Annotated in this window: 21 protein-coding genes, 1 tRNA gene and 1 riboswitch; of the genes, 20 read left to right on the top strand and 2 right to left on the bottom strand. The window is 38.8% G+C overall.

Annotated elements, in window-relative coordinates:
- Position 1: 1 nt before the first annotated feature.
- The 12 genes from ACYPXO_RS08950 to ACYPXO_RS08895 all read left to right on the top strand — a co-directional run bounded on the left by ACYPXO_RS08950 (position 2) and on the right by ACYPXO_RS08895 (position 10,522).
- A complete protein-coding gene (locus tag ACYPXO_RS08950) occupies positions 2–205 on the top strand; it encodes a sulfurtransferase TusA family protein (protein WP_459640229.1) in 204 nt (67 codons plus the stop codon).
- A gap of 1 nt (position 206) precedes the next feature.
- Positions 207–443, top strand: coding sequence for a DUF3343 domain-containing protein (locus tag ACYPXO_RS08945; protein WP_459640228.1), 237 nt, complete (start codon positions 207–209; stop codon positions 441–443).
- Between the two features lie 246 nt (positions 444–689).
- Positions 690–2,087 (top strand): alanine/glycine:cation symporter family protein, encoded by a 1,398-nt coding sequence (locus tag ACYPXO_RS08940; protein ID WP_459640227.1) that lies wholly within the window; start codon positions 690–692, stop codon positions 2,085–2,087.
- 26 nt (positions 2,088–2,113) lie between these two features.
- A riboswitch (glycine riboswitch) is annotated at positions 2,114–2,213 on the top strand.
- 119 nt (positions 2,214–2,332) lie between these two features.
- Complete coding sequence (locus ACYPXO_RS08935) at positions 2,333–2,716, top strand: GrdX family protein (protein ID WP_459640226.1); 384 nt, start codon at positions 2,333–2,335, stop codon at positions 2,714–2,716.
- A 65-nt stretch (positions 2,717–2,781) separates the two neighbouring features.
- Positions 2,782–4,065 (top strand): glycine/sarcosine/betaine reductase component B subunit, encoded by a 1,284-nt coding sequence (locus tag ACYPXO_RS08930; protein WP_459640225.1) that lies wholly within the window; start codon positions 2,782–2,784, stop codon positions 4,063–4,065.
- Between the two features lie 19 nt (positions 4,066–4,084).
- Positions 4,085–5,389 (top strand): glycine reductase complex selenoprotein B, encoded by a 1,305-nt coding sequence (gene grdB / locus ACYPXO_RS08925; RefSeq protein ID WP_459640224.1) that lies wholly within the window; start codon positions 4,085–4,087, stop codon positions 5,387–5,389.
- 24 nt (positions 5,390–5,413) lie between these two features.
- Positions 5,414–6,361 (top strand): thioredoxin-disulfide reductase, encoded by a 948-nt coding sequence (trxB, locus tag ACYPXO_RS08920; protein ID WP_459640223.1) that lies wholly within the window; start codon positions 5,414–5,416, stop codon positions 6,359–6,361.
- Positions 6,362–6,383: 22 nt separating this feature from the next.
- Complete coding sequence (gene trxA, locus ACYPXO_RS08915) at positions 6,384–6,701, top strand: thioredoxin TrxA (protein ID WP_459640222.1); 318 nt, start codon at positions 6,384–6,386, stop codon at positions 6,699–6,701.
- A gap of 127 nt (positions 6,702–6,828) precedes the next feature.
- Positions 6,829–7,302 (top strand): glycine/sarcosine/betaine reductase complex selenoprotein A, encoded by a 474-nt coding sequence (gene grdA, locus ACYPXO_RS08910; RefSeq protein WP_459640221.1) that lies wholly within the window; start codon positions 6,829–6,831, stop codon positions 7,300–7,302.
- Between the two features lie 213 nt (positions 7,303–7,515).
- Entirely contained in the window at positions 7,516–9,048 is a 1,533-nt protein-coding gene (gene grdC, locus ACYPXO_RS08905; protein WP_459640220.1) for a glycine/sarcosine/betaine reductase complex component C subunit beta, read from the top strand.
- Positions 9,049–9,061: 13 nt separating this feature from the next.
- Entirely contained in the window at positions 9,062–10,213 is a 1,152-nt protein-coding gene (gene grdD, locus ACYPXO_RS08900) for a glycine/sarcosine/betaine reductase complex component C subunit alpha (RefSeq protein ID WP_459640219.1), read from the top strand.
- A 15-nt stretch (positions 10,214–10,228) separates the two neighbouring features.
- Positions 10,229–10,522, top strand: a complete 294-nt coding sequence (locus ACYPXO_RS08895; RefSeq protein WP_459640218.1) for a hypothetical protein — start codon at positions 10,229–10,231, stop codon at positions 10,520–10,522.
- 36 nt (positions 10,523–10,558) lie between these two features.
- On the opposite strand, the gene ACYPXO_RS08890 is transcribed toward ACYPXO_RS08895, so the two are convergent.
- Positions 10,559–11,146 (bottom strand): TetR/AcrR family transcriptional regulator, encoded by a 588-nt coding sequence (locus ACYPXO_RS08890; RefSeq protein WP_459640217.1) that lies wholly within the window; start codon positions 11,144–11,146, stop codon positions 10,559–10,561.
- 14 nt (positions 11,147–11,160) lie between these two features.
- The gene (locus tag ACYPXO_RS08885; RefSeq protein ID WP_459640216.1) at positions 11,161–12,192 is read right to left on the bottom strand and encodes a proline racemase family protein; all 1,032 of its coding nucleotides are present in this window, start codon (positions 12,190–12,192) and stop codon (positions 11,161–11,163) included.
- A 335-nt stretch (positions 12,193–12,527) separates the two neighbouring features.
- Here ACYPXO_RS08885 and ACYPXO_RS08880 point away from each other — a divergent pair.
- The 8 genes from ACYPXO_RS08880 to ACYPXO_RS08845 all read left to right on the top strand — a co-directional run bounded on the left by ACYPXO_RS08880 (position 12,528) and on the right by ACYPXO_RS08845 (position 18,791).
- Positions 12,528–12,625 (top strand) — tRNA-Sec (locus ACYPXO_RS08880).
- 123 nt (positions 12,626–12,748) lie between these two features.
- Positions 12,749–14,065, top strand: a complete 1,317-nt coding sequence (gene prdC, locus ACYPXO_RS08875) for a proline reductase-associated electron transfer protein PrdC (protein ID WP_459640215.1) — start codon at positions 12,749–12,751, stop codon at positions 14,063–14,065.
- 19 nt (positions 14,066–14,084) lie between these two features.
- Positions 14,085–14,468, top strand: coding sequence for a sugar transporter (locus ACYPXO_RS08870; RefSeq protein ID WP_459640214.1), 384 nt, complete (start codon positions 14,085–14,087; stop codon positions 14,466–14,468).
- Between the two features lie 68 nt (positions 14,469–14,536).
- Positions 14,537–16,363 carry a D-proline reductase (dithiol) proprotein PrdA gene (gene prdA, locus ACYPXO_RS08865; RefSeq protein ID WP_459640213.1) on the top strand — a complete coding sequence of 609 codons (1,827 nt, stop codon included), beginning with the start codon at positions 14,537–14,539 and terminating at the stop codon, positions 16,361–16,363.
- Between the two features lie 16 nt (positions 16,364–16,379).
- Positions 16,380–16,667, top strand: a complete 288-nt coding sequence (locus ACYPXO_RS08860; protein WP_009461338.1) for a CBO2463/CBO2479 domain-containing protein — start codon at positions 16,380–16,382, stop codon at positions 16,665–16,667.
- On the top strand, positions 16,667–17,392 hold the full coding sequence (prdB, locus tag ACYPXO_RS08855; RefSeq protein ID WP_084667655.1) for a D-proline reductase (dithiol) protein PrdB: 726 nt from the start codon (positions 16,667–16,669) through the stop codon (positions 17,390–17,392). The genes ACYPXO_RS08860 and prdB overlap by 1 nt, the downstream gene beginning before the upstream one ends.
- 156 nt (positions 17,393–17,548) lie before the next feature.
- A complete protein-coding gene (prdD, locus tag ACYPXO_RS08850; protein WP_459640212.1) occupies positions 17,549–18,313 on the top strand; it encodes a proline reductase cluster protein PrdD in 765 nt (254 codons plus the stop codon).
- Between the two features lie 10 nt (positions 18,314–18,323).
- Entirely contained in the window at positions 18,324–18,791 is a 468-nt protein-coding gene (locus ACYPXO_RS08845; RefSeq protein ID WP_459640211.1) for a glycine/sarcosine/betaine reductase component B subunit, read from the top strand.
- Positions 18,792–18,801: the final 10 nt, after the last annotated feature.

Here is an 18,801-nt window from a genome sequence, read left to right as displayed (position 1 = left end):
TATGAAAGAAGTAGATGCAAGAGGACTTTCTTGTCCGGAACCGCTTATGTTGACAGCGGAAGCGTTAAAAACAGCAAAAGGTCCGGTAAAGGTGTTGGTAAGCGAACCACATCAAAAGACAAATGTGGAAAAATATGCGAAAGATCATGGAAAGAAAGCGACTTCCACACAGAAAGGCTCAGAATTCGAAATTATAATTGAGTAAAATGAGAAAGAAAGAATTAAAATTAGTCGTAACGTTTCATACGACAGCAGATGCTATGGCGATGGAAAAAGCCTGCAAGGAGCATGAGGTTTCAGGGAGATTAATCCCTGTCCCACGGACAATTTCCGCGGGGTGCGGATTATCTTGGTGTGCTGAATTAACTGAGTTGGAACAGATTAAAAAGGTGATGCAGGAAGTGGGAATTGAGGAAGAAGAAATCCACGAATGCATGGTATAAGTCAGGGGAAAAGAAGGCGGATATGCCTTCTTTTTTCGACTTTGTTAAAATATGTGCAATGTGCATAAATATAGAAAAAATCTATAACCCTAAATCCTATAAAATGGTTTTTAATTTAAAAGATTAGGGAAAAATTAACGAAAAAAACTGGAATTATGTAATTTTATTGCACTTTTCTCCTAAATGCAGTATTATAAATAACATAAATAATGTTTATGGAAGACATTTATAGGAGGAGGGATTTGTTTGGATTTAAACAAAATTGTATTGGCGATTCAGGGTGTATTAGCAGATAAGATTCTTCTAGTTGCACTCGTAGGTACAGGTCTATGGTTTACCTTCAGTCTTGGCTTCATTCAGGTCAGAGGATTTGGCGAAGGATGGAAGCGAACATTTGGTGGCTTATTTAAGAAGAGCGGAAAAGCCGGCAAAGACGGAATGTCCTCTTTCCAAGCGTTAGCAACAGCGATTGCGGCACAGGTTGGTACCGGTAATCTTGCCGGAGCGGCAACAGCCATTGCAATGGGTGGACCGGGAGCAATCTTTTGGATGTGGATAAGTGCATTTTTAGGAATGGCAACAATCTATGCCGAAGCACTTATGGCTCAGAAGTACAAACAAGTCGGTGATGACGGTGTTGTAACAGGTGGTCCTGTATACTACATCAGAGCAGCATTTAAGGGAACATTCGGAAAAGTTCTCGCAGCAGTCTTTGCAGTACTTATTGTATTTGCATTAGGATTTATGGGTAACGCAGTTCAGTCAAACTCTATCAGTGATGCGTTTGGAACAGCATTCGGTATTAATCCTTGGATTATTGGTATCGCTATCGCAGCAATTTCTCTGTTCGTATTTGTCGGAGGTATTTCAAGAATTGCTTCTCTGACAGAGAAAATCGTTCCAGTTATGGCAGCGTTCTACATTGTAGGTGCTTTAATCGTTATTATCGTAAATGGTGAGATGGTTCCGAAAGCATTCCACGATATTTTTGTAGGAGCATTTAATCCACGGGCAATCGGTGGTGGTGTTCTTGGTTGGACAGTATCAAGGGCAATGGCTCGAGGCGTTGGACGAGGATTATTCTCTAACGAAGCTGGTATGGGTTCTACACCGCACGCACACGCAGTTGCGAAAGTGGATCATCCGGTAGAGCAGGGATTTGTAGCAATGATGGGTGTATTTATTGATACATTCGTTGTTCTTACATTGACAGCACTTGTTATCCTTACAAGCGGAATGGTTGGAAAAATTGACCCACTTACAAATGCAGTTTATACAGGAACGGCTCTGACACAGGTTGGTTTCTCGAGTGTATTCGGAAAAGGTGGAGAAGTCTTTATTGCAATTTGTATGTTCTTCTTCGCATTTTCAACAATCATCGGATGGTATTTCTTCGGTGAAGCAAATATTAAATACTTGTTTGGCAGCAAAGCAGTAAAAATTTATGCAGTGCTTGTATGCGTATGTATCGTAGTTGGCTCAGCACAGAAAGTTGACCTTGTATGGAATATGGCAGACTGCTTTAACAGTGCGATGGTAATTCCTAACGTTATAGGTCTGTGGGCATTGAGCGGAATGGTTAAGAAAGTACATAATGACTACTTCCAAAATTTCAAACCAAATCAGATGAAAAAGAAAAAATAGAATAATGAAGATTTAGAAATATGGGAAGATGTTTTTTGTGAGAGAGTCAAATGACCGCCGAAGATGCAAGCCTGACAATCGTCAGTGTTGGGTGAAACTTTCAGGCAAAAGGAGCAAAAAGCGGACCATACTCTGAACTGAGTGTTGAAGAATTGACACTGGAACAGGTGGGACGGCTTAAAGGCAATCAAAGAAGTATTGCATTAAACCGTCCCATTTTTATAAAAAGACAGACAGGTGAGAACATGAAAGCAGATTTTATTATTTTAACAAACAATCCTCTTATCGTAGAAAAATTAGGACAGGAATATACAGTAGAATACGAAGATATTTCTTATGAAGACACATTAAAAAAAGTTCGGGATTATATTTATAAGGGACATGAACTTCTGACACACCCTCTTTCAGGGAGTGTCAAGCCGAACGAAACACCGTATAAATCCGTTATGGTTTCCGAAAAAGTAAAAGGGCTTAATCAAGAAGCGGTGAAAATTATAGAGCAGGCAATACATTCCTGCGGTAAATTTGAATTCAAATCCGATAAATATGCAGAAGATGTTTATGACGATTTCCAATATATTGACTATACACTGATTAGCAGTGCATTGCCGTCAGCAACGGCATGGTAAAACAGTACTCTGGCACGAAAAGTGCTTAAAGTAATATAAACACAAATCAAAGGAGGTAATTTACAGTGAGAAGATTAGAATTAGGGCACATTAACATTAAAGATATTCAATTTGGTCCGGAATCAAAAATTGAAGACGGAGTGCTTTATGTTAATGAAGAAGCTGTAAAAGCAATCGTTCTTGAGGACGAAAAAATCAAAAGTTGTAAATTGGATATTGCAAGACCGGGTGAAAGCGTAAGAATTACACCTGTTAAAGATGTTATTGAACCAAGAGTAAAAGTTGAGGGAAGAGGCGGAGTATTCCCTGGAGTAATCAACAAAGTAGATACAGTTGGTGAAGGAAAAACATATGCATTAAAAGGAATGGCTGTTGTAACAGCAGGTAAAATCGTTGGTTTCCAGGAAGGTATCATTGATATGACAGGACCTGGCGCTGATTACACACCTTTCTCAAAATTAAATAACTTAGTAGTTGTTTGTGAACCAGTTGACGGACTTAAACAGCACGATTATGAACCGGCAGTAAGATTTGCAGGATTCAGAGTTGCAGTATATCTAGGAGAATTAGCACGTGAATTAACACCTGATTCAACAGAAGTATTTGAAACATATGGAATTATGGAAGGCGCTGAAAAATTACCTGGACTTCCAAGAGTTGCATATGTACAGATGTTACAGTCACAGGGGTTATTACATGACACATATGTATACGGAGTAGACGCTAAGAAAACATTATCTACAATGATGACACCAACGGAAGTTATGGATGGGGCAATCGTTTCAGGTAACTGTGTATCTGCTTGTGATAAAAACCCAACATATGTTCATGAAAACAATCCTGTTGTACATGACTTATTTGCAGAACACGGAAAAACACTTAACTTTGTAGCACACATTTTAACAAATGAAAATGTATATTTAGCTGATAAACAGCGTTCATCTGACTGGACAGCAAAATTATGCCGCTTATTAGACCTTGACGGTGTAGTTGTATCTCAGGAAGGATTTGGTAATCCGGATACAGACCTTATTATGAACTGTAAGAAAATCGAAGCAGAAGGCATTAAGACAGTTATCATTACTGACGAATATGCAGGACGTGACGGTAAATCTCAGTCATTGGCAGATGCAGATGCGGCGGCAGATGCAGTAGTAACAGGCGGAAATGCTAATCAGGTAATTGTTCTTCCAAAACTTGACAAAGTTATCGGAACATTAGATTATGTAAATACAATTGCCGGTGGTAATGAACACAGCTTGCGTGAAGATGGAACAATCGAAGTTGAAATTCAGGCAATTACCGGAGCAACAAACGAAACAGGTTTCGGTTACTTAAGTGCAAGATAGGGAAGGAGGAAAATAGACAATGATTAAAGTAGTACATTATATTAACCAGTTCTTCGCTAATATCGGTGGAGAAGAAATGGCTCATATTCCTGCAGAACTTCACAAAGGGGAAGTAATGGGACCGGGCCTTGCATTTAAAGCAAGTTTTAAAGATGAAGCAGAAATCACAGCGACAATCGTATGTGGTGACTCATGGTTTAATGAAAACCTTGAAGAAGCAAAGAAAACAATTTTAGCATGGGTAAAAGAGGAAAATCCTGACGTATTCGTTGCAGGACCTGCATTTAACGCAGGACGTTACGGAGTTGCCTGTGGTACAATTGCTGATGCAGTTCAGGAAGAATTAGGGATTCCTGCTGTAACAGGTATGTACGAAGAAAACCCTGGTGCTGATATGTTTAAAAATAAAGTATACACAGTACCTACAAAAAATAGTGCTGCAGGTATGAGAGCGGCAGTTGCAAATATGGCACCTTTAGCGTTAAAATTAGCAAAAGGAGAAGCAATTGGTGCATCTTGTCAGGATCACTATATGCCAAATGGTGTTCGTGTAAACTTCTTTGAAGAAAAACGTGGTTCAAGACGTGCAGTAGATATGCTACTAAAAAAATTGGCAAACAAACCATTCACAACAGAATATCCAATGCCTGCATTTGACAGAGTTCCACCAATGCCTGCAATCAAAGATTTATCTAAGGCTACAATTGCTTTAGTAACATCAGGCGGTATTGTTCCAAAAGGAAATCCTGACCACATTGAAAGTTCTAACGCTTCTCATTATGGTGAATATGACATTACAGGTGTTATGGATTTAACAGAAGACACATATGAAACAGCACATGGTGGATATGACCCTGTATATGCTAATGAAGATGCTGACCGTGTATTACCTGTAGATGTTCTTCGTGACATGGAAAAAGAAGGTGTGATTGGAAAATTACACAATAAATTCTATACAACAGTTGGTAACGGAACAGCGGTTGCTTCTGCAAAAGCATTCTCAGAAGAATTTGCACAGAAACTTATTGATGACGGAGTAGATGCAGTTATCTTAACTTCTACTTGAGGTACTTGTACACGTTGCGGTGCAACGATGGTAAAAGGCGTAGAAGGTGCTGGACTTCCGGTAGTTCACGTATGTACAGTAACTCCTATTTCAATGACAGTAGGAGCAAACAGAATTGTTCCTGCAGTAGCAATTCCTCATCCACTCGGAAATCCTGCTTTAGAAGCAGATGAAGAAAAGAAATTGCGTAGAAACTTAGTTGAAAAAGCACTTCACGCATTGACAGTAGAAGTTGAAGACCAGACAATCTTTGAATAATAACAGCGAGAAGGAGAGAACGTTATGAGCAAGATTTATGACGTAGTTATCCTTGGTGCAGGTCCTGCCGGATTAGCGGCAGGTCTGTATGCAGGGAGAGCCCGTATGTCTACATTGATTGTAGAAAAAGGGAAAGACGGCGGACAGATTGCAATCACAGATGAGATTGAAAACTATCCGGGACAGATTGTAGAAGGAGAATCAGGACCTTCTTTAATCGCAAGAATGACAGAGCAATGTGAAAAATTCGGTGTAGAACGTGTTACTGATGTTATCAATGATGTAGTTCTTGAAGGCGATGTAAAGAAATTAATCAGTGCAAAAGGAGAATATTGTGGTAAAACACTTATCATTGCAACTGGTGCGTTCGCAAGACCGATTGGCTGCAAAGGTGAAAAAGAATTCATGGGTAAAGGTGTTTCTTACTGTGCTACCTGTGATGCAAACTTCTTTGAAGATTTTGAAGTATACGTTGTAGGCGGAGGAGATTCTGCTGTTGAAGAAGCAATGTATCTGACAAAGTTTGCAAGAAAAGTTACAATTATTCACAGACGTGATGAACTTCGTGCAGCAAAATCTATTCAGGAAAAAGCATTCAAAAATCCTAAACTTCACTTTATGTGGGATACGGTTGTAGAAGAAGTCGGCGGAGATGGTATTCTTTCAGAAATGACAGTAAAAAATGTTAAGACCGGAGAATTGACAAAGATTGAAGCGGATGAAGAAGACGGAATGTTTGGTGTATTCGGATTTATCGGAACATTGCCAAGCACAAAAATCTTTGAAGGCAAAGGACTTGAATTAGACGAAAGAGGATACATTCCTACAGATGAAAATATGCGTACAAATATCCCTGGCGTATTTGCAGCGGGAGATGTTCGTGTAAAAAGTCTTCGTCAGGTAGTAACAGCGGCAGCAGATGGTGCTATTGCCACAACACAGTGTGAAAAATATATTAACGAAATGGAATAATTTCTTGAAGGAGGACAAAACAATGTTAGATTTAGATAAAACAACATTTCAGCCTGAGGTATTGGAAGCAGAAGGATATGTTTTTGTAGATTTTTACGGAGATGGCTGTGTGCCATGTCAGGCTTTGATGCCATTTGTTCATGAAATGGCTGAAAAATATGGAGATAAATTAAAATTCACATCTCTTAACACAACAAAAGCACGTCGTCTTGCTATCGGACAGAAAGTTTTAGGACTTCCTGTTATGGCTATTTACAAAGATGGAGAAAAAATCGATGAAGTAGTAAAAGATGATGCTACACAGGAAAATATTGAAGCAATGATTCAGAAATATATTTAATTTGTATTTTTGACGAAAAGTATGTATACTTAATATGCGTATAAAGCCTATGGGCTTTTGCGGAAATGTGAAAGCATTTCAACTATAAATAATGCTAAAAATAAATGGAAAGGAAGGAGAAGAAGCCATGGCAATTTTAGATGGTAAAAAAGTAATCATCATTGGCGACCGTGATGGTGTACCAGGACCTGCTATCGCTGAATGTGTTAAGACAGCCGGCGGAGAAGTAGTTTTTTCTTCAACTGAATGCTTTGTCTGAACGAGCGCAGGTGCAATGGATCTTGAGAATCAGAAACGTGTTAAAGACTTTGCAGATGAATTTGGTGCAGAGAATTTAGTAGTTATCGTTGGAGCAGCAGAAGGAGAGGCAGCAGGATTAGCTGCTGAAACAGTTACTGCAGGTGACCCAACATTCGCAGGACCATTGACTGGGGTCGAGTTAGGACTCACGGTATATCATGTATGTGAACCAGAATTGAAAGAAGAATTCGATGAAGAAGTTTACGATGAACAGGTTGGTATGATGGAAATGGTACTTGATGTTGATGATATCGTAGGCGAGATGTCATCTATTCGTGAACAATTTTGTAAATATTTATAGAAGATAAGTATTTATAACGAAAATCTGATTTGATTTTGGGTTTTCTATGGGCGATGAAGTAAATGCTTACTTCATCGCCTTTTTATTGTATCAGAAAAGTTCTATGAACTTTTCTATACCAACAAATGCAATTTGTGCAAATATGCACAATCTTTATTTTTAGTATATATAAAAACAATATTTAAACATCTAAAAGAAAGGTGGAACCTTCAAATGAACAGTGTAATTAAAGGAGCCAGTTATGTATTGGCACATACTCCACAAATGGTAGTATATAATGGAACAACACAGACAACAGAGAGAGTTGTCAACCCAGAATCTGAATATTTAAAAGAATTAAACAGCCATCTTCGTTCTTACGAAGAATGTGTAAATTATTGGCCGAATCAGGTATATATTGGAAATGCACATCCGGATGAACTTGCAGAAGTTGAGTTCCCTTATTATGATAAAGTGAAAGAAGGAGCAGAAAGATTTGGTAAATACGGTGAAATTATGCCGGAAAATGAATTCCTTCTTTTAGTACAGGCTTGCGATATGTTTGAAGTTGTAAAATTAGACAAAGAATTTGTCGCTGCAACAAAAGAAGCATTTGCTGCCAATCCGATTATTACAGAAGATATTATTGAAAAAATTGAAGAGGGTGTTGAACTTGGTGAAATAGAACACCTTGTAAATGATGAACACGCAGAAGGACTTTACATTGACGGAAAATTAGTTGGTTGCATTAAGAGAGCACATGATATTGATGTGAACCTTTCTGCTCATGTTATGCACGAAAATATGATGAGCAAAGCGACAAGCGTGCTTGCCTTATTATATGCAGTAAGAAATACAGGAATTGATAAATCTGAAATCGAATATGTAATCGACTGTGCTGAGGAAGCGTGTGGTGATATGAATCAGCGCGGAGGCGGTAACTTTGCGAAAGCGGCAGCAGAAGTTGCAGGACTTTTAAATGCAACAGGTTCTGACTCTCGTGGTTTCTGTGCAGGACCTTCTCACGCATTAATCGAAGCAGCAGCACTTGTAAAATCAGGTGCGTATAAATGTGTTGCGGTTACAGCCGGAGGATGTACGGCAAAACTTGGTATGAACGGTAAAGATCATGTGAAAAAAGGTCTTCCAATTTTAGAAGACTGTCTTGCAGGTTTCTGTGTGATTATTTCTGAAAATGATGGGGTAAGCCCTGAAATCAATCTTGATATTCTCGGACGCCATACAGTTGGCACAGGTTCAGCTCCACAGAACGTAATCGGAAGTCTTGTTGCGACTCCGCTTGAAAAAGTTGGAATGAAAATTACTGATATTGACAAATACTCTCCTGAAATGCAGAATCCTGATATTACAAAACCGGCAGGAGCAGGAGATGTTCCTTTAGCAAATTATAAAATGATTGCTGCTTTGGCAGTTAAGAAAGGTGAACTTGACAGAAAAGAATTACCTGCATTTGCTGCAAAACACGGTTTAACAGGATGGGCTCCAACACAAGGACATATTCCTTCAGGTGTTCCTTATATTGGATTTGCTGTGGAAGATATTAAAGCAGGTAAAATCAAAAATGCCATGATTATTGGTAAAGGAAGTTTATTCCTTGGCCGTATGACAAACCTTTTTGATGGAGTATCATTCGTAATTCAGGCAAACACAGGTGCAGAAGAAAACGCAGGTGTTTCTGAAGAAGAAGTAAAAGGATTAATTGCAAAAGCAATGAAAGATTTTGCAGAAACTCTTATGGCAGAATAGAGAGGTGGAAAAAATGGCAAATAGTGTAGAAAAAATGATTGCTTCCACCTTTATGGAAATTGCACAGGGGCTGGAAACAGGAAGTTTTGGAAAGCGTCCGAAAATTGCCCTGACAGGTATGGGAAGCGAACATGGAGAAGAAAACTCTATGGCTGCGGCTGTGGAAGCAGCAAAAGACGGAATTGATGTTTATTATATCGGTACATTAGAGGCGGAAGGTGTAACGACAATTAAAGTGGCTGATGATGAGGAAGGTCACAAAAAAATGGAAGAAATGCTTAAAAACGGAGAGGTTGACGGTGCGGTAACAATGCACTTCCCGTTCCCTATTGGTGTTTCGACAGTAGGTCGTTGTGTGACACCTGCAACTGCAAAAGAAATGTTTATCGCAAATACAACAGGAACATCAAGTACAGACCGTATTGAAGGCATGATTAAAAATGCTATTTATGGAATTATTACAGCGAAAGCCTGTGGAAAGAAAAATGCTACAGTTGGTATTTTAAATGTCGATGGTGCACGTCAGACTGAAAAAGCGTTAAAACAACTTAAGGAAAACGGATACGATATTACTTTTGCTGAATCGGGAAGAGCAGATGGTGGATGTGTAATGAGAGGAAATGACGTATTGCAGGCATCTCCTGATATTATGGTAACAGACTCTCTTACAGGAAATATCCTTGTAAAAATGTTATCTTCTTTCACAACAGGAGGAAGTTTTGAGGCGACAGGATTCGGTTATGGCCCAGGAATTGGCGAAGGTTATGAACAACTTGTTATGATTGTATCCCGTGCGTCAGGTGCTCCTGTTATTGCAAATGCAATCCGTTATGCAGGTCAACTTGTGCGAGGAAAAGTATTTGAGGTTGCTAAGAAAGAATTTGAGGCTGCAAATAAAGCAGGTCTGAAAGAAATTTTGAATGCACATAAAAATGCAGCAAAACCTGTTGAGGCTGAAGAAGTAAAAGAACCTCCAAAAGAAGTTGTAACGGCACAGATTCCTGGAATTGAAGTTATGGACTTGGAAGATGCAGTTAAAACACTTTGGAAAATTAATATCTATGCAGAAAGCGGAATGGGATGTACAGGACCGATTGTTCTTGTATCCGATGCAAATTTAGTTAAAGCAGAAGAAGAATTGAAAAAAGCAGGATATATTAACTAGACGGGAGCGAATAAAATGAAAGTTTATGATACAGTAAATAAAGTGGAGTTAGAGGCTACCGAAGAAGAGTTAATCAAACTTATGGCTTCGGGTGGACGTCAGGTAGATTTATATTTAGAAGGAAAGAAAACGGATGAAGACGGTTATCTCACATGGGATGTGGAACATTGGTCAAGCATTGATGGAAAGAGATTTATCCGCTGCTATTCTTTGGAAGGAAGAGTTCTTGGAGAATCTACCGGACACAACATTTACGATTTAAGAAATGACTTTAAGCCGGAAGAGGCAAAAGAAGTAAAATTAAGTTAAAATAAATGGGAGAAGACAAAAGGTCTTCTCCCATTTTTATATCTCTTCTTTAAATCTGTCCAAAACATGAGGCAGAAGTTTGTCGCTATATTCTGTAAGAGAATATTTTCCTTTACATAAAGCCCAATCATAAAGAAGAGAACGTTCATACATTGTATAAAGTTTTACTAAATCAGACACACTGTTTGCCGGATGAAATTCACCTCTTTTTAATGCGTCTTCAATAATCTCCGTAATCCATGTGAAATAATAACGCTTTTTATCCAGCAAAGATTTCTTATCTTTTGTAATTAACTGGGAAGAATATAAATAAGCAAGTAAATTCACATCGATACTCGTTTCAATCATATAAAATAATTCATGATTTAAAAAGAGCAGTTTATCATACGCCGATAAGTCGGGATTAATTATTCCTGTTAGTTCCTCGTATTTGTCATCAAGAAGGTAGGAAAGAGAACTCAAAAGAGCATCTTTTCCTTTAAAATAGTGATAAAACGTACCTTTTGATGTTTTGGAAGCAGCAATAATATCATTTACCGTAGTTTCTTCATAGCCATTTTTGTAGAAGAGATTCCATGCGGCTTTGACTATCCTGCTTTTTGGGGATTGGCGTTTGCGTGGCACTTGCCTAAACCTCCTTATCCTATTGAGAAACCATATTTTAGTGGATCTGTAGGGTCAATGACATATGTTCCCATACCTGTAATATATGCGCTTCCTGTAATCTGTGGGATAACTGCTTTGAAATCTCCTACAGATGCTTCTTCTTTAATGATACCCTTAAATACAGAACCTGTGAAAGATTCATAGCGGAATTCTTCTCCGATTTTAATTTCATCCCAAGCGTAAAGAGTTGCAAGTTTAGCACTTGTACCTGTTCCGCAAGGTGAACGGTCAGCCTGGGCTTCGCCGAAGATAACAACGTTTCTCATGTCTGCATTTTCAGGATTTGGTGTAGGACCGTAGAATTCTACAAGGTCTACTGTGTTGATGTCAAGTGTCGGATGCTGAACAGAAATTTCTTTATTAATTTTTTCAAGCATCTTCATTCCTAAAGTCTGGAGAGCAGGAACTGCTGAAGGTCCGATGTTGTATCCTAATTTAGAAGCGTCTACTAATGCGAAGAAACTTCCGCCGAAAGAAATACAATATGGGATTGTAACACCGTCAATTTCTACAGAAAGGTTGTCTTTATATAAGAAAGCAGGTACGTTTGTTAAAGTAACTTCTACTGCTTTTCCGTTCTCAACTTTTACTTTTGTACGGATAATTCCTGCCGGAGCTTCCAATACTACTTCTGTATATGGTTCGGTTACAGGAACAAGACCTGTTTCAACGGCAACTGTTGCAGAACCGATAGTTCCGTGTCCGCACATATTTAAGTATCCGCCTGTGTCCATGAAAATAACACCCAGATCAGCCTCTTCGCTGATTGGCTCAGTTAAAATAGCACCGAACATATCGTGGTGTCCTCTTGGTTCAAGCATTAATGCTGTTCTGTAATGGTCGCAGTGATTTACAAGGAAATTTTTGCGTTCCATCATAGTATCTCCCTCTAATTCAGGGAAACCTGATAATACGATTCGTGTAAATTCACCTACAGTATGTGAATCAACTACAGTAAATGCAACTTCAAATCGCTCTTTGTTAAGTGTTGGATTTAATGACATATCCGTTCCTCCTTATAATAATGAATAATATAAATTAATTATAGACAAAATCTATATATGGAATACGGCAAATGTATTCCGCGAAAAGAATCAGGCATATTTCCGATAAAATAGTTATGGAAAAAGCAAAAAATACGGTTAAAAACGACAAAAAAATAACAAATAGACCGTGTTCTAGTCCGTATTCTAGTATTGAGTTCAATTCTATATAGTTATTATGCTTGAAAACCCTTGAAAAGTCAATGTTTATTTGGTTAGAATAAAAATGTCAAAAAAAGAAAAAATAACTTGAAATACAGAGCGAATTATGGTAGTCTAAAAGCGTAAAATGACATGAGGGTAGATGGGTAACTGGTGTGCCTCCTAGTCTTCAAAACTAGTGTTGGGCGTTAAGAGCGTCCTGGGTGGGTTCGATTCCCACATACCCTCGCCAAAAGAATGTTAAAAATAATACGAATTATTTTGAAAAATGAATAGAACATTATAGAGAAAAGCAATAAATTACAGGACGTCACGTTCTGTAAAATTTTTATAAAGGTAAAAGGAGAATGGTGTCATGAAAGATGTACAGATTCTATTAAGACAACACGTGGGTGCACCTTGCCAGGCAACTGTAAAAAGTGGTGATAAAGTAAAGAAAGGAACATTGATTGCAACACCGACAGGACTTGGAGCAAATATTTTCTCAAGTGTTTACGGTGAAGTTATAGATGTTTTGGAAGACAGAATTATCATCAGACCGGATGAAGTGCAGAGTGAAGAGTTTGAGAAGATTGAAGAAGGAAGCAAACTCGACATGATCAAAGCAGCCGGAATTGTAGGTATGGGAGGAGCTGGTTTCCCTACAGGAGTGAAAATCGGAACGGATTTACAAGGAGGATACATTCTCATCAATGCGGCAGAATGTGAGCCGGGACTTCGTCATAACATTCAGCAGATTGAAGAAGAGTGCGACAAAGTTGTTCGCGGTGTGAAATACACAATGGAAATTTCCAATGCGGCAAAAGCAATTTTTGCTATTAAGAAGAAAAACGAGAAAGCAGTTCAGACATTAAAAGAAGCACTGAAAGATGAAGAAGCAATTTCTATTCACTTACTTCCTGATATTTATCCGATGGGAGAAGAAAGAGCGGTAGTAAGAGAATGCCTTGGTATTGAATTGAAACCGGAAGAACTTCCTTCAGTGGCAAAATCAATTGTAATCAATGTAGAAACATTAGCGAGAATTACAGAAGCGATTGAAGAAAGAAAACCTTGCTTTAGCAAAAATCTGACAGTAATCGGCAAATTGAACGGTGGAAATGAACCGCATGTATTCAAAGATGTTCCTGTTGGAACGAGTGTGGAAGAATTGATTGAGAGAGCCGGCGGAATTGACGGAGAATATGGCGAAATCATCATGGGCGGACCATTTACGGGAAAGGCGACAACATTAGATGCACCGATTACAAAAACAACAGGCGGAATTATTGTGACTATGGAATTTCCTGATTTACACGGTGCAACAATGGGCGTTTTAGTATGTGCCTGTGGTGGAGATGAAGCGCGTATGCGTGATATTGCAGAAAAAATGAATGCAAAAGTTGTTTCTGTAGCAAGATGTAAACAGGCTCAGGAAATGAAGAGTGGTGCTTTGAAATGTGAAAGACCGGGTAACTGTCCGGGACAAGTGAAGAACAGTATGCAATTTAAAAAAGATAAATGTGAATACATTATTATTGGTAACTGCTCAGACTGTTCAAACACAGTTATGGGTTCAGCACCAAAAATGAATTTGAAAGTATTCCATCAGACAGACCATGTAATGAGAACAATCGGTCACCCATTATACAGATATTTGACTGTTTCTAAACAGGTAGAACAGGACATTTAGAAAGAGGGAGGAACGAGATATGTTAATTACAAATGAAATGGTAAAAGAATACGCAGATAAGCCGGCGGTTTTTGCTGTAAAAGTTGCAGCAGGAACAGAGATTGCGGCAGAACATTTGGAACATCCTATGTTTTTGGATGATATGGTAAGTTCTAATTTGTTTACTTTAGACGAGGCACTGACAATCGGACAGGTTATAGGAGTGAAAGCAGCAAAAGATTGTGATGCACTTACACCTGTTACGGAAGAAGCGGTGGGTGGAACTGTAAAACTTGCAGTGAAAGTTACACCGTCGGAAGAAAAAGAGCAGGAAGTACAGACGGAGATTTCCGCACAGGACGGGGATACAATTATTATTTCTATTAAAGAAGGAAAAGATATTTATCTTGAATTTCCGGTATAGGTATTACAATCACGAGAGTGATTAGAATATATAAATGATGAAACTTGATTAAACAAGGAGGAAGAGATATGTCAATTACAGCTGAAACAGCGAAAGAGCATGCAAAAGACCCTGCAGTATTATGTTGCAGAGCAGAAGAAGGCATTATAATTGGACCAGAGAACTTAGAAGACCCAGCGATTTTTGATGATTTGGTAGACTCAGGTTTATTAAATTTGGATGGGGTATTAACAATTGAAGAAATCTTAGGTGCGAAATTAACAAAAACTTGCGATTCACTTACACCGGTTACACGTGATGTAATTGATGCAGTTCAGACAGTTGCTGAAGAAAAACCTGAAGCACCTGAAAAGGCACCGGCAGCACCAGTACCACCGGTTGCACCAAAAGCAAACGGCGGAGTGTTGAAAATTCATATCGGTGAAGGAAAAGATATTCATATTGAATTACCGATGAACGCAGGTGCAGGTACAGCAAAAGCGGTAGAACTTCCAGCAGGAGCAGAAGTTGCAGCACCGGTTAAAGAACAAGAACCAAAATTAATCAGAAGTTTAACAAGAAAATACTTCAAAATTACAGAAGTAAAGAGAGGACCTGAAACAAAGATCGAAGGAACAACTCTTTACATCAGAGAAGGTATTGAAGAAGAAGCAGTAGAATCTCAGGAATTAGTAAACAGTTTAAAAATTGATATTATTACACCTGCTGAATATCACACATATTCAGAAACAATCATGGACGTTCAGCCAATCGCTACAAAAGACGGCGATGATGAAATTGGTTCAGGAGCAACAAGAGTTCTTGACGGCGTTGTTATGATGGTAACAGGTACAGACGCAAATGGAGTTCAGATTGGTGAATTTGGTTCATCTGAAGGATATTTAGATGAAAATATTATGTGGGGACGTCCTGGTGCACCTGAAGAAGGTGAAATCTTCATCAAGACAGAAGTAGTTATCAAAGAAGGAACAAACATGGAAAGACCGGGTCCTTTAGCTGCTCATACCGCAACTGATGTGATTACACAGGAAATCAGAACAGCATTAAAGAAATTAGATGAGTCTTTAGTGGTAGAAACAGAAGAATTTAAGCAGTATAGAAGACCGGGAAAGAAAAAAGTTGTTATCGTAAAAGAAATCATGGGACAGGGTGCTATGCACGATAACTTAATTCTTCCTGTAGAGCCTGTTGGTGTACTTGGTGCCAAACCAAACGTAGACTTAGGGAACGTACCTGTAATGGTATCTCCACTTGAAGTATTAGACGGATGTATCCATGCACTTACTTGTATCGGACCTGCATCAAAAGAAATGTCAAGACATTACTGGAGAGAGCCATTAGTACTTGAAGCGCTTCATGATGAAGAAATTGACTTATGTGGAGTTATTTTCGTGGGAAGTCCACAGATTAACGCAGAAAAATTCTATGTATCTAAACGTGTTGGTATGATGGTAGAAGCGCTTGATGTTGACGGTGCGTTTATCACAACAGAAGGTTTTGGTAACAACCACATTGACTTCGCAAGTCATCACGAACAAATCGGTATGAGAGGTGTTCCTGTTGTAGGTTTATCTTTCTGTGCCGTTCAGGGTGCTTTGGTAGTTGGTAATAAATACATGACAAATATGGTTGATAACAATAAATCTGAAGCAGGTATCGAAAATGAAGTTCTTGCTTGTAACACACTTTGCCATGAAGATGCACTTCGTGCTCTTGCAATGCTTAAAACAGCAATGGCTGGTGAAGAAGTTAAAAAACCAGAAAAGAAATGGAATCCAAACGTAAAAGCAACTAATGTTGAATTAATCTCTAACGTAACAGGTAAACCGATTGAACTCGTTAAAAATGAACAGTCATTACCGATGAGCGATAAGAGAAGAGAAAAATACAACTAATTTTTAGGTGATAGATATGAAATATGGCGATAAATTGATTAGAATGGAAGGTGTAATCGTAGAGGTTCATGATGGTTGTGTAGCTGTGGACTTGAAAGGGAGATTGGGCTATTTGAAAATCCCGATGAGAATGCTGATTACAGATTATCCGCTCGCAGTAGGACAGGAAGTTGCGTGGAACATGAGTTTTATTGAACAACTTGGTCCGGAAGCCAATGATAAATATGTAAGTAACCTAGATGTATATAAACGCAGACAAGAAGAAGCACGTCTGAAAAATGAAAATAATAAGGAGGCAGAATAATGAGTTTAACAACAGTTAAAGGAATACAATCAGAAATTTTTGTTCCGATTACTCCTCCATCAGTATGGACTCCTGTAACAAAGGAAATCAAAGATATGACAGTAGCGCTTGCAACTGCTGCCGGTGTTCATCACAAAGATGACAAGAGATTTAACCTTGCCGGAGACTTTACATGGAGAAAAATCACAGATACAATGAAATCGGAAGATTTAATGGTATCACATGGTGGATATGATAATGGTGATGTTAATAAAGATATCAACTGTATGTTCCCAATTGACAGAATCCATGAGTTAGCAAAAGAAGGATTTATCAAGGCTTGTGCACCTGTACATGCAGGTTTCATGGGTGGTGGTGGAAACCAGGAAAAATTCAAACATGAAACTGGTCCTGCTATTGCTCAGATGTTTAAAGAAGAAGGCGTAGATGCTGTACTTCTTACTGCTGGTTGAGGTACTTGCCACCGCTCTGCAGTATTGGTGCAGAGAGCGATTGAAGAAGCTGGAATTCCAACAATTATTATTGCAGCTCTTCCACCGGTTGTACGTCAATCCGGAACACCACGTGCGGTTGCTCCATTAGTTCCAATGGGTGCTAACGCCGGAGAACCAAATAATAAAGAAATGCAGACTGCTATCGTAAAAGCGACATTAGAACAATTAGTAGAAATCCAGACACCTGGAAAAATTGTTCCACTTCCGTTTGAATACGTGGCTAAAGTTTAATTATGAGGTATCACCTATGGTCCTGGACTGTAGGTGATATTTTTGTGAAAAAGTGTGAAAGGGGACGTAGTAAAGTTTAAGAAAACTACGTCCCCTTTCACACTTTTTTCACAATCTATGCTATAATAAATCAATCAGAAGCAAGGGGTGAGTCTATTGTCTAAGGAAGTAAAAGATTTGAGAAGGTTGGTCATAAAAGCCTTTCATATTAAGAATATGGAAGAAGGCTTGGAAAATAGAGTTTCTTCCGTCGGAGAAATGAAAGTACATACGGGAATGGTACAGATAAAAGAGGAAAAGTCTGCGATTGATAAAATAGAAATTTCTATAATTAAACCGGAAGAACATAATCGGTGGACGAACAGTATAATGGATATTATTCCGATTTCGACGAAAGTGCTTGGTAAACTGGGGGAAGGGATTACCCATACGTTGACAGGAGTATATGTGATTTTAACCGGGGTGGATGTTAATGGAATACAGACGGCGGAATTTGGTTCATCAGAAGGGGTTTTATCGGACAGATTATATTTAGGGAGAGCGGGGACACCTTCTCCGGAAGATTTTTTGATTTCGTTTGATGTAACTTTTAAAGCAGGAATGGGTCAGGAAAGACATGGTGTAACAGAGGCGCATAAGAAATGTGATGAATTTATACAAGAGTTCCGTGAACAAATGAAAAAGTTTAAAGGTGAAGAGTGTACAGAACGGCATGAATACCATGATATTGTAAGACCGGGAAAAAAACGTGTTTTGATTATAAAACAGGTGGCGGGTCAGGGGGCGATGTATGACACGCATCTGTTTGGAAATGAACCTTCCGGTGTGGAGGGTGGGCGTTCTATCATAGATATGGGGAATATGCCGGTTCTTGTGACACCAAATGAATATCGGGACGGAATTATCCGTTCTATGCAGTAGGAGGTAGAAAATGGGAATTGGACCATCAACAAAAGAAACTTCATTACATCATTTTAGAGATCCGCTGTTAGATGTCGTATCTTCCGATGAAGATTTGGATTTACTGGGTGTTTTGCTTGTTGGAACACCGGACGGAAATGAGGAAAAAATGCTTGTAGGAAGAAGAACTGCTGTCTGGGCGGAGGGGATGCGTGCGGACGGTGTGATTATTTCTTCTGATGGCTGGGGAAACAGTGATGTGGATTTTACAAATACGATAGAAGAACTTGCTACGCGGGGAATCGAAGTTACCGGTTTGAATTTTAGTGGGACAGTGGGACAGTTTGTAGTGGTAAATGAATATTTGGATGGAATTATAGATATTAATAAAAGTGAGAGTGGAACGGAAACGTGCGTAGTCGGTGAAAATAATGCGACTGCCTTGGATGCGAAAAAGGCGGTTGCGCGATTGAAACTAAAAATGCGCAGGAAACAATAAAGACTGCGAA

It is taken from the genome of Faecalimonas canis, assembly GCF_054601575.1.
Note: the sequence above shows the minus strand (reverse complement) of the source record. Positions and strands in the feature narration are given on the sequence as shown.

Coding starts and splice junctions, on each gene's coding strand:
- ACYPXO_RS08885 (WP_459640216.1), bottom strand. CDS start 12,192: ATGTCATTAAATCCAACACTTAACAAAGAGCGATTTGAAGTTGCATTT.
- ACYPXO_RS08845 (WP_459640211.1), top strand. CDS start 18,324: ATGGGAATTGGACCATCAACAAAAGAAACTTCATTACATCATTTTAGA.
- ACYPXO_RS08950 (WP_459640229.1), top strand. CDS start 2: ATGAAAGAAGTAGATGCAAGAGGACTTTCTTGTCCGGAACCGCTTATG.
- ACYPXO_RS08860 (WP_009461338.1), top strand. CDS start 16,380: ATGAAATATGGCGATAAATTGATTAGAATGGAAGGTGTAATCGTAGAG.
- grdC (WP_459640220.1), top strand. CDS start 7,516: ATGAACAGTGTAATTAAAGGAGCCAGTTATGTATTGGCACATACTCCA.
- trxA (WP_459640222.1), top strand. CDS start 6,384: ATGTTAGATTTAGATAAAACAACATTTCAGCCTGAGGTATTGGAAGCA.
- trxB (WP_459640223.1), top strand. CDS start 5,414: ATGAGCAAGATTTATGACGTAGTTATCCTTGGTGCAGGTCCTGCCGGA.
- grdD (WP_459640219.1), top strand. CDS start 9,062: ATGGCAAATAGTGTAGAAAAAATGATTGCTTCCACCTTTATGGAAATT.
- prdC (WP_459640215.1), top strand. CDS start 12,749: ATGAAAGATGTACAGATTCTATTAAGACAACACGTGGGTGCACCTTGC.
- ACYPXO_RS08935 (WP_459640226.1), top strand. CDS start 2,333: ATGAAAGCAGATTTTATTATTTTAACAAACAATCCTCTTATCGTAGAA.
- ACYPXO_RS08945 (WP_459640228.1), top strand. CDS start 207: ATGAGAAAGAAAGAATTAAAATTAGTCGTAACGTTTCATACGACAGCA.
- ACYPXO_RS08895 (WP_459640218.1), top strand. CDS start 10,229: ATGAAAGTTTATGATACAGTAAATAAAGTGGAGTTAGAGGCTACCGAA.
- prdA (WP_459640213.1), top strand. CDS start 14,537: ATGTCAATTACAGCTGAAACAGCGAAAGAGCATGCAAAAGACCCTGCA.
- ACYPXO_RS08870 (WP_459640214.1), top strand. CDS start 14,085: ATGTTAATTACAAATGAAATGGTAAAAGAATACGCAGATAAGCCGGCG.